This is a genomic window from Pseudonocardia lacus (assembly GCF_018531445.1).
GTDB lineage: Bacteria > Actinomycetota > Actinomycetes > Mycobacteriales > Pseudonocardiaceae > Pseudonocardia > Pseudonocardia lacus.
In genome coordinates this window covers 1-10,062 of the sequence record NZ_JAHDTH010000252.1, presented here as the reverse complement: position 1 = coordinate 10,062, position 10,062 = coordinate 1, and the positions used below count along the sequence as shown (strand labels likewise).

Sequence of the window (10,062 nt, the reverse complement as noted above, 5' to 3'; positions counted from 1 at the left end):
TGGAGCGAGGGGCCAAGCCACCTGAGCCATCGAGGGCAGCCAGCATGAAAACCATCCTCGCTCCACCTGCATCACCCCATCCTCTCCGACGACGGGGGACGTCTCTGGAAGGTAGGGCGGCATGAGCGCGCGCCCCGCGTTCGCCCACACCCTGCACGGCGAGTGGATCAAGTTCCGCAGCCTGCGCTCGACCTGGCTCACCCTCGGCGGGCTCGTGGCGGTCGCGGTCGGCGTCACGCTGCTGTCGACGGACGCCTCGGTGGCGTCGTACCCGAACGCGACCGTCGAGGAACTGCAGCAGTGGGACCCGACGAACCGCAGCCTGCTGATGTTCGTCCTCGCCCAGCTGATCATCGGCGTGCTGGGGATCATGGTGGTCACCTCCGAGTACGCGACCGGCCTCGTGGGGACCTCGCTGAGCGCCACGCCGCGCCGGCACCGGCTGCTCGGGGCGAAGGTGGCGATGGTCGCGGCCGTCGCGCTGGTGGCCGGGCAGGTGCTGATGTTCGCGGCCTTCCTCACCGGGCAGGCCTGGTTCGCCGCGGCCGGCCTGCCGTACTCGACCCTCAGCGACCCGACTGCGCTCGGCGCGGTGGTGGGCGGCGGGCTCTACCTCGCGGTGATCGGGCTGCTCGCGGTCGCCCTCGGCGCGCTCATGCGCGCCACCGCCGGGGCACTCGCCGCCCTGGTGACGATCACGGTGCTGGTGCCCGCGCTGGCCGAGCTGCTCCCGTGGCTGGACTGGCTGTTCGACTTCTGGCCGACGATGGGCGGGGCCGCGGTCATCGCGACGCTGCCCGACCCGGACTACCCCCAGCCGTGGCTGGGCCTGGCCGGCATGGGCGCCGGCGCGGTGGCCCTGCTCGTGGTCGCCTTCGTGCTGTTCGAGCGCCGCGACGCGTGACGGCCCGTCCCTAAGGTGGTCCGCGTGAGACCGAGCCAGGACGCGACACGGGGGGGCGGGCGGCTGCTCGTGGTCGAGGACGAGGCGACCGTGCGCGAACTGCTGTCGGCCACGTTGCGGTTCGCCGGTTTCGAGGTGACGTCCGTGGCGACCGCGGCGGAGGCGGTCGCCACGGCCACCCGCGAACCGCCCGACCTCGTCCTGCTCGACGTGATGCTGCCGGACATGGACGGCTTCGAGGTGGTCCGGCGCCTGCGCGACCTGCGGGTGTCCGGGCGCGTCGGACCGGTGCCGGTCCTGTTCCTCACCGCGCGGGACCGGCAGGCCGACAAGGTGACCGGGCTGTCCCTCGGCGCCGACGACTACGTCACCAAGCCGTTCGACCTGGAGGAGCTGATCGCCCGGATCCGGGCGATCCTGCGGCGGACCGCGGGCCAGCACACCGGCGTGCTGACCGTGGGCGCGCTGGCGCTCGACCCCGACGGGCACCAGGTGACCAGGGCGGGCCGGCCGCTGCGGGTGACCGCCACCGAGTTCCGGCTGCTGCGCTACCTGATGGAGAACGCCGGTCACGTCGTGTCGAAGGCGCAGATCCTGGACCGCGTCTGGCAGTACGACTTCGCCGGCGACGCCGGCATCGTCGACACCTACATCTCCTACCTGCGGCGCAAGGTCGACGTCGAGGAGCCCCGGCTCATCCACACCGTGCACGGGGTCGGCTACGTGATGCGCGAGCCGCGGCGATGAGCCCGGCACGGCGGCCGTCGCTGCGGCTGCGGCTGCTGCTGATCACCGCGGCGCTGCTGCTGATCGGGCTGAGCCTGGTCAGCCTCGTCGCGACCGACCAGCTGCGGCGCTACCAGCTGGACCGGCTGGACACCCAGTTGCGGTCGTTCACCACGTTGCTGGCGGCGGCGCAGGCGATCGGGCCGGGTGGTCCGGCGGACACCGCGTCGTTCGCGGTGACCGACCCGGCCCTCGGCCTGATCGGCAGCCCGTACCTGGTGTTCCTGGACGCGGGCGGCGCGGTGGAGCGCGACTTCCACTCGTCGCGGTTGACCGAGGCCGCCCTGCCGGCTGGCGGCGCACTGGGCACGGTCCCGCTCGACGGCCGGGCCGTCGACCTCGACGCCGCGGACGGCTCGTCGCGCTGGCGCGCCGTCGCCGCGCCCGCGGGCGGCCGCGACGGGACGGTCGTCGCGGCCGCGCCGCTGGCCGAGGTCGACGCCACGGCGACCCGGCTGCGGGCCACCACCATGACCAGCGGCGCCATGCTGCTGGTGCTGCTGACGGCGGCCGGCTGGTTCGCCATCGGCGGGGGCCTGCGGCCGTTGCGGCGCATCGAGCACACCGCGGCCGCGATCGCCTCCGGCGACCTGAGCCGGCGCGTCCCCGCGGTCGCGGCGCCCGGTACCGAGATCGGGCACCTCGCGGGGTCGCTGAACACCATGCTCGGCCAGCTGGAACGGGCCTTCGCCGCGCGCGCCGCCTCCGAGGCGCGGATGCGGGCATTCGTCTCCGACGCCAGCCACGAGTTGCGCACGCCGCTGTTCGTCATCAAGGGCTCCGCCCAGCTGTACCGGATGGGCGCGCTGGCCGGACCCGCCGACGTCGACGAGGCGATGCGCCGCATCGACCGCGAGGCCACCCGGCTCACCGCGCTCACCGAGGACCTGCTGCTGCTCGCCCAGCTCGACGACGCCGTCGACGGGCGCCTCGACCGGGCCCCGATGGACCTGCGCACGCTCGCCACCGACGCCGCCCACGACCTGCGCGCGTTGGACTCGTCCCGGGCCGTGGAGCTGACCGGTCCGGGCGGCGACGGCCCGCCGGGCCCCGCCCCGGTGGACGCGGACGAGGCCCGGCTGCGCCAGGTCGTCGCCAACCTGGTGGGCAACGCCGCCGCCCACACACCGGCGGGCACGCCCGTGCGCATCGGGGTCGGGACCGCGGACGGTCGCGCGGTGCTGGAGGTGGCCGACCGGGGCCCGGGCATGGCGGCCGAGCACGCCGACCGCGTCTTCGACCGCTTCTACCGCACCGACCGCTCCCGCAGCCGCTCCGGCGGCGCCAACGCCGGGCTCGGGCTGGCCATAGCCCGCTCGCTCGCCCGCGCCCACGACGGCGACGTCGAACTGGAGACCGCGCTGGGGGAGGGCGCCTGCTTCCGGCTGACCCTCCCCCTGCCGGACCGGAGCTGACCGGACCGGGACCCGCGCCGCCCGCCGCGTGGCGGGCGGCCTCTCAGACGCTGGTGCTCGTCGCCTGCTCGGCCAACGACTGCTCGGCCGGCGACGGGCTCTGCCCGACCGGCCCGACCGGCCCGACCGGCACGGACCGGTCGTCGCCGGGTGCGTCCTCGCGGGGCGCGTCGTCCTCGTCGTCGAGCATGGTGGCCTCGTCGAAGGGGTCGTCGCCGGCCAGCACCCGGTCGGCGCGGTCCCGGTCGAACTCCCCGACCCACTTGCCGACCAGCACGGTGGCCACCGCGTTCCCGGCGAAGTTGGTCAGCGCGCGGGCCTCGGACATGAACCGGTCGATGCCGACGATGATCCCGACGCCCTCGACCAGGTCGGGCCGGTGCGCGGCCAGCCCGCCGCCCAGGGTCGCCAGCCCGGCCCCGGACACCCCGGCGGCGCCCTTCGAGGCGACGACCATGAACACCAGCAGGCCGATCTGCTCGCCGATGGCCATCGGCCTGCCCAGCGCGTCGGCGATGAACAGCGAGGCCATCGTCAGGTAGATGGCGGTGCCGTCGAGGTTGAAGGAGTAGCCGGTGGGCACGGTGATGCCCACGACCGGGCGCGACACGCCGACGTGTTCCATCTTCGCGATCAGCCGCGGCAGCGCCGACTCCGACGAGGAGGTCGACACGATCAGCAGGAACTCCCGGCCCAGGTACCGCAGCAGGGAGAAGATGTTGATCCCCGCGGCGAAGCGCAGCAGCGCGCCGAGGACGACGAGCACGAACAGCAGGCAGGTCACGTAGAAGGCCAGCATGACCTGCGCCAGCGCGTAGAGCGCGTCGACGCCGGTCGAGCCGACCACCGCCGCGATCGCGCCGAACGCACCGATCGGCGCCACCCACATGATCATCGCGAGGACCCGGAAGACCAGCCGCTGGATGTGCCGGATGCCGGTCAGGATCGGCCCGCCCGAGCGGCCCAGCGCCTGCACGGCGAACCCGACCAGCATCGCGACGAACAGCGTGGACAGCACGCTCTCGCCGACCAGCGGCGAGAACAGGGTGGTCGGGATGATGTCGAGCAGGAAGTCGCCGGTGCTCTCGGCCTCCGGCGCCTCGTAGCCGGGCGCACCGGCGATGTCCAGACCGGCACCCGGCTGCACGATGTTGCCCACGACCAGGCCGATCGCCAGGGCGAACGTCGACATCGTCAGGAAGTAGCCCAGCGCCAGCAGGCCGACCCGGCCCACCGTGGCCGCCTGCCGGATCGCGCCGATGCCCAGCACGATGGTGCAGAAGATGATGGGTGAGATCATCATCTTGATCAGGCTCACGAACCCGTCACCGAGGGGTTTGAGCGCCTTGCCGAGATCGGGGAACAGCAATCCCACCGCGATGCCCAGCAGCACCGCCACGATGACGGCGATGTAGAGGTAATGGGTGCGATCTCGGCGCTGGGCGCTCGTGGGCGGTGTGCTCGTGGGCGGTGTGCTCGCGGCTGTCACAGTCTCTCCAGGTCCGGCGGCGACGACGGGTTGACGACGGGTTGACGTCGGGCGTTTGCGTGGCACCGATGCGGCGGTGACCATCGGCGCACAGGATGCGGGGAGGTGTGGCCGCCATCACCGTTTCGTTCATTTCGTCCGCTGGGCGCGCGGCGGCGAGCACCCGGCCGCGGCGCGGCCCGAGCCTGGCCGGGCGCCTGTTCGCGCTGCAGGCCGCGGTCGTCGTGGTGGTGCTGGCCGGCTTCACCACGGCCACCTGGCTGCAGCTCGGGCAGGCCACCGACGACGCCACCACCAGGGAGATGCTGAGCATCGCGCGCACGCTGGCCGATGCGCCCGAGGTGCGCGACGCGGTCGACGACCCCGACCCGTCGGCCGTGCTGCAGCCGCTCGCCGAGCGGGTGCGCCTCGACACCGCCACCGACTTCGTCGTCGTGATGAGCCCGACCGGGCAGCGCTGGTCGCACCCCAACCCGGAGCTGATCGGAGAGCGGTTCATCGGCACCATCGGACCCGCCGCCGACGGCGGGTTCGTCACCGAGACCTACACCGGCACGCTCGGGCCGTCGGTCCGCGCCGTCGTCCCGGTGCTCGATCGCGGGCGGGTGGTGGCGCTGGTTTCGGCCGGGCGCACGCTCAGCGCGGTCTCCCGGGAGCTGCAGCGCCAGATCCCGGTGGTCGTCGGCGTGGGCGCGGCCGCGCTCGGGGTGGCCGCGGCCGGTTCGTGGCTGGTGAGCCGGTGGCTGCGGCGCGCGACGCACGACCTGGGCCCGGCCGAGCTGTCGCGCATGTACGAGTACTACGACGCCGTCCTGCACGCGGTGCGCGAGGGGCTGCTGCTGCTCGACGGCGACGGCCGCGTCCAGATGGTCAACGACGAGGCCCGCAGGCTGCTCGCGCTGCCCGGCGACGTCGGCGGCCGCGCCGTGGACGAGCTGGGCCTGCCACCCGCGCTCGGGGCGGCGCTGGCCGCCGGCACCGGGGGCAGCGACGAGATCTACCTGACCGCCGACCGGATCGTCGTCGTCAGCCAGGCCGCGGCCCGCTGGAGCGGGCGGCGGCTGGGGTCGGTGGTGACCCTGCGCGACCGCACCGAGCTGCGCGAGCTGGTCACCGAGCTGCGCACCGTGCGCGGCGTCGCCGACTCGCTCAGCTCGCAGGCCCACGAGGCCGCCAACCAGCTGCACACCGTGCTCGCGCTGATCGAGATGGGCCGGGCGGAGGAGGCGCTGGAGTTCGCCACCGGCGGCCCGGCGCAGCGCCTCGTGGACGGCGTCGTCGCCGGCATCGGGACGCCCGAGCTGGCCGCGCTGGTGCTGGCCAAGGCGGGCGAGGCCGAGGCCCGCGGCGTGGAGCTGGTGGTGGCGGACGGCACCGCGCTGCCCGCCGGCCTGGCCGACCCCCACGACCTGGTCACCATCGTCGGCAACCTGCTCGACAACGCGATCGACGCCGCGGCTGCGCCGGACGCGCCGCGGCCGCGGTGGGTCCGCATCGGCGCCGAGGTCGTCGGGCCCGGCGCGGGGGTCGCAGGCGCGCCGGAGGTGGTCCTGCGGATCGCCGACAGCGGGCCCGGGGTCGCCGCCGCGGACGTGGAGCGGATGTTCGGGCGCGGCTGGACCACCAAGCCCGCCGTCGACGGGCGCGCGCGGGGCATCGGGCTCGCGCTGGTCGACCGCGCGGTCCGCCGCCACGGCGGCGACGTGCGGGTGTCCACCGAGCGGGGATCGGAGTTCGTGGTGCGGTTACCGCTGGTGGTCACATGACCGGGAGGTCGGAGGAGGCGGAGCGGGTGATCCGCACCCTCGTCGTGGAGGACGACCCGATCGCCGCCGAGGCCAACGCCGGCTACGTGCGCCGGGTCGCCGGCTTCGAGGTGGTGGGGGTGGTCGGCAACGCCGCCGACGCGCTGCGCGCGGTCCACAGCACCCCCGTCGACCTCCTCCTGCTCGACGTGCACCTGCCCGACGGCAACGGCCTGGACGTGCTGCGCAGGCTGCGCTCGGCAGGCCACACCGCCGACGCGATCATGGTGACCCGGGCCCGCGACCTCGCCGTCGTCCAGGCGGCCGTGGCCTTCGGCGCCACCCAGTACCTGGTCAAGCCGTTCACCGCGGCCGCGGTGCGGACCAAGCTGGAGGCCCACCGCGAGTACCGGGCCCGGCTCGGCACCGCGGCGCAGGTCGTCGCCCAGGCCGACGTCGACGACCTGCTCGGCGCGGTCCGCGGCGCCCCCGTGCCGGCCGGCGGGCTGCCCAAGGGCATCAGCCGCGAGTCGCTCGACGCCGTCGTGGGGGCGCTCGGCGCGGCCGGCCCGACCGGGCTGACCGCGAGCGAGGCGGGCGCCGTGCTCGGCACGTCACGGATCACCGCGCGCCGCTACCTGGAGCACCTCGCCGACACCGGGCTGGCCGTGCGCCACGCCCGCTACGGCGGCACCGGGCGACCGCAGGTCGAGTACCGGTCGCAGCCGGGCGGGGTGGCGGGCTGACGCGCGGTCAGTAGCCCGGGGCGCGCTCGCCGTCGGTCTTGAGCGGGTCGCCGACCCGGACGTGCAGCACCTCCACGCCGGGGTCCAGCACCGTCACCACCAGGGTGTGCTCCCCCGGCTCCGCCGGGGTGAACCGCCCGTTGTAGGGGTGCCACTCGCAGACCACGACGTCCGGGCAGCGCGTGTCGAGCGCCGCCGGCTCGTCGAGGACCACCGCGCCGGACGGGCCGGTGACCCGGACCTGCAGCTGCAGCGGCTCGTCCGCGCTCGCCTCGGGGTCGGGGGCGACGAGCAGGTCGTGCTCGGCGCCGGCGTGCTCGACGCCGACGGCGAACTCGACGGCCGCCGGCACCCCCGCCCCCGGACCCTCGGCCTCGATCTCGTAGAGCGTGGTGTCGGCGTTGCCGTCGTCGATGAGGTAGGCCAGCCCGCCGAAGGCGGTGCAGAACGCGAGGATGCCCGCCGGCAGCGCCCAGCGCTTCCAGCGCGCGATGGTCTTGTCCGCCGACTGCGCGAGCACCGCGCACCCGGCGAAGAGCAGCCCGCACCCGAACGCGCTCAGGAAGATGATCGTGCTGGTGTCCATGCCCCGCCCCCGGTTCCCCCCGACCCGGGTGGATCATCGCATCCGACCGCGGCCCGCGGACGCGGTAGTGTTGCAACCCATCAGTTGCCGGCTGGAGGCACCCGTGGGATTCCCCGATCACATCGTGCGCACCGTCGAGATCGCGCACCCGCCCCGGCGGGTGTGGGCCGCGATCACCACCGCCGAGGGGCTGGCCTCCTGGTTCGGCCACGAGGCCGGGATCGACCTGCGCCCGGGCGGGGAGGCCTGGATGAAGTGGGACGACGGCGGCTCGGCGCGGATGCGCGTCGAACGGGTCGAAGAGCCCTCGGTGTTCGGCTTCACCTGGCGCATCCACGGCCTGCCCGACGACGACCCCCGCCGCACCTACGTCGAGTTCTCCCTGGAGCCGACCGCGGAGGGGACGCGGCTCACGGTCGTCGAGTCGGGCTTCGCCCAGTTGCCCGGCGACGTGCACGCCGCGGCGTTCGACGGCAACACCGACGGCTGGCGGCGCGAGCTCGGCGAGCTGGTCGCGCACCTCGATGCGGCCTGACGCCGAGGCGGTCGCCGAGCAGGTCTTCGTCGCGCTGGCCGACCCGAGCCGGCGCGCGCTCCTGGCCGCGCTGGCCTCCGGTGGCCCGGCCACGGCCACCGACCTGGCCGGCCGGCTGCCCATCACCCGCCAGGCGATCGCCAAGCACCTCGCCCTGCTGGCCGAGGCCGGGCTGGTGACCGCCGAGCCCGGCGAGCGCCGACGCGTCCGCTACCGGCTGCGCTCGGACCCGATGCGGGTCGCCCAGCAGTTCCTGGCCGCGCTCGCCCGCGACTGGGACGGCCCGCTCGCGGCGCTGAGCCAGCACCTGGACGACACCGCACCGCCCGGTGCCGCTCGCCGTTAGGCCCGACCGGCACCGGCACGAGACGCACGTCACGACGGCGCCACGAACCGGCGGACGCGCGCCCCGAGGTAGCGTCGGATCTCCGAACGTCGAGCAAGAGGGGCGCGTTGATGGTCACGCCGGACACGCTGGAGGTCCGCGCGCCGCTGCAGGAGCAGGCCTGGCGGGAGCGGGTACTGCCGCCGGTCGAGCGCCTCGACCACGGCCTGTGGTCGGTCCCGGTCCCGATCCCGGACAACCCCCTGCGCTACACGCTCAGCTACCTGGTTCCCGGCGACACCGGGCTGGTCGTGGTCGACCCCGGCTGGGACAGCGACGAGGGCTGGACCGCCCTCACCGCCGGCCTCGCCGCGGCGGGCGCGAGCGCCTCCGACGTCGTCGGCGTCGTCGCCACCCACGTCCACCCCGACCACCACGGCCTCACCGACCGCCTGCGGGCGGCGTCGGACGCCTGGGTCGCGATGCACCCGGCCGAGGCGGAGACGCTGCCCTCCCGGCAGGCCGCCGCCTTCCGCGCGCGCCGGGAGGAGGGCGGGCAGCCGCGGGGCGTGACCGGCGCCGGCGGCTGGCTCAAGCAGGTCTGCGGCGCCCCCGCCGAGACCGTCGACGAGATCATGGCCGTGTTCCTCGGCCGGGACGCCGAGGACGGCGTCCCCGGGTTCGGGTCGATGGCCGAGCCCGACGTCCTGCTCTCCGACGGCGACCTCGTCCCGCTGCCCGGCCGCCGGCTGCGCGCGGTGTGGACGCCCGGGCACACGCCGGGGCACCTGTGCCTGGTCGACGAGACCGCGCAGGCCGTGCTGACCGGCGACCACGTGCTGCCCGGGATCACCCCGAACATCAGCTCCCACCCCGGCCAGGGCCCGTCGATGCTGGCCCGCTACCTGGACTCGCTGGCCAGGATGGCCGACTACGACGACCACGAGGTCCTGCCCGCCCACCAGTACCGCTTCCGCGGGCTCGCCACCCGCGCGGAGCAGCTGATCGAGCACCACCGGCAGCGCTGCGCGGAGATCGTCGCGGCGGTGGCCGAGATCGGCGAGCCGACGATGTGGCAGCTGGCCGAGCGACTCACCTGGTCGCGGACGTGGGCGCAGATCGGGCCGATGCGCCTGGCCGCGATCGGCGAGACCGTCGCGCACGTCGAGTACCTCGCCGAGCGCGGCGAGCTGAGCTGGGACGCCGCGGCGGCCGGTGGGCCGGCCCCGGTCAGAGCGGCGTGAGCTGCTGCCCGGCCGCCGGCCGGGCAGTCCTGGGCGGTCGGGAAGTCGTGCAGATCGGCGGTGAGGACGTCGAGCACGGAGTGCGCGCCGGCGCAGGAGCCGGTACGGCCCGGTGAGCAGCGCGCCCGGCCGGCGCCTGGCATCGCCGACGACGTCGCGGTCGCGCACGTAGGTCCCGGCCCTCACCGCTCGGCGCGGGCGATCAGTTCGCGGGCGTCGCGCGCGTCGCGGTCCGTGCCGGCGTGGGCCAGCGCCCGCCGCGCGTGCCGTGCGGCGCGCGCCCGGTC

General features: G+C 75.1%; 10 protein-coding genes. 8 read left to right on the top strand and 2 right to left on the bottom strand.

Features of this window, described 5'->3' with window-relative positions; genetic code table 11:
• Positions 1-121 precede the first annotated feature (121 nt).
• From KIK08_RS34270 to KIK08_RS34260, 3 genes are read left to right on the top strand one after another with little or no spacing between them, the layout of a single operon-like run.
• On the top strand, positions 122-904 hold the full coding sequence (locus KIK08_RS34270; RefSeq protein WP_214407473.1) for an ABC transporter permease: 783 nt from the start codon (positions 122-124) through the stop codon (positions 902-904).
• A 24-nt stretch (positions 905-928) separates the two neighbouring features.
• Positions 929-1,651 carry a response regulator transcription factor gene (locus tag KIK08_RS34265; RefSeq protein WP_214407472.1) on the top strand — a complete coding sequence of 241 codons (723 nt, stop codon included), beginning with the start codon at positions 929-931 and terminating at the stop codon, positions 1,649-1,651.
• Positions 1,648-3,105, top strand: a complete 1,458-nt coding sequence (locus tag KIK08_RS34260) for a HAMP domain-containing sensor histidine kinase (RefSeq protein ID WP_214407471.1) — start codon at positions 1,648-1,650, stop codon at positions 3,103-3,105. The genes KIK08_RS34265 and KIK08_RS34260 overlap by 4 nt, the downstream gene beginning before the upstream one ends.
• Positions 3,106-3,148: 43 nt before the next feature.
• On the opposite strand, the gene KIK08_RS34255 is transcribed toward KIK08_RS34260, so the two are convergent.
• Positions 3,149-4,594, bottom strand: a complete 1,446-nt coding sequence (locus KIK08_RS34255) for a cation:dicarboxylate symporter family transporter (RefSeq protein ID WP_308258072.1) — start codon at positions 4,592-4,594, stop codon at positions 3,149-3,151.
• Between the two features lie 107 nt (positions 4,595-4,701).
• Between KIK08_RS34255 and KIK08_RS34250 the strand changes: the two genes are divergently transcribed.
• Both KIK08_RS34250 and KIK08_RS34245 read left to right on the top strand, forming a co-directional pair.
• Positions 4,702-6,360, top strand: coding sequence for a sensor histidine kinase (locus KIK08_RS34250; RefSeq protein ID WP_308258071.1), 1,659 nt, complete (start codon positions 4,702-4,704; stop codon positions 6,358-6,360).
• On the top strand, positions 6,357-7,085 hold the full coding sequence (locus KIK08_RS34245) for a response regulator (protein ID WP_250558404.1): 729 nt from the start codon (positions 6,357-6,359) through the stop codon (positions 7,083-7,085). The genes KIK08_RS34250 and KIK08_RS34245 overlap by 4 nt, the downstream gene beginning before the upstream one ends.
• 7 nt (positions 7,086-7,092) lie before the next feature.
• Here KIK08_RS34245 and KIK08_RS34240 read toward each other — a convergent pair whose 3' ends face one another.
• Positions 7,093-7,671, bottom strand: coding sequence for a hypothetical protein (locus KIK08_RS34240; RefSeq protein WP_214407468.1), 579 nt, complete (start codon positions 7,669-7,671; stop codon positions 7,093-7,095).
• A gap of 103 nt (positions 7,672-7,774) precedes the next feature.
• On the opposite strand from KIK08_RS34240, the gene KIK08_RS34235 reads away from it, so the two are divergent.
• From KIK08_RS34235 to KIK08_RS34225, 3 genes are all read left to right on the top strand, one after another.
• On the top strand, positions 7,775-8,206 hold the full coding sequence (locus KIK08_RS34235; RefSeq protein ID WP_214407467.1) for an SRPBCC domain-containing protein: 432 nt from the start codon (positions 7,775-7,777) through the stop codon (positions 8,204-8,206).
• On the top strand, positions 8,196-8,552 hold the full coding sequence (locus tag KIK08_RS34230) for an ArsR/SmtB family transcription factor (protein WP_214407466.1): 357 nt from the start codon (positions 8,196-8,198) through the stop codon (positions 8,550-8,552). The genes KIK08_RS34235 and KIK08_RS34230 overlap by 11 nt, the downstream gene beginning before the upstream one ends.
• 110 nt (positions 8,553-8,662) lie before the next feature.
• Positions 8,663-9,775, top strand: a complete 1,113-nt coding sequence (locus tag KIK08_RS34225; protein WP_214407465.1) for an MBL fold metallo-hydrolase — start codon at positions 8,663-8,665, stop codon at positions 9,773-9,775.
• Positions 9,776-10,062: the final 287 nt, after the last annotated feature.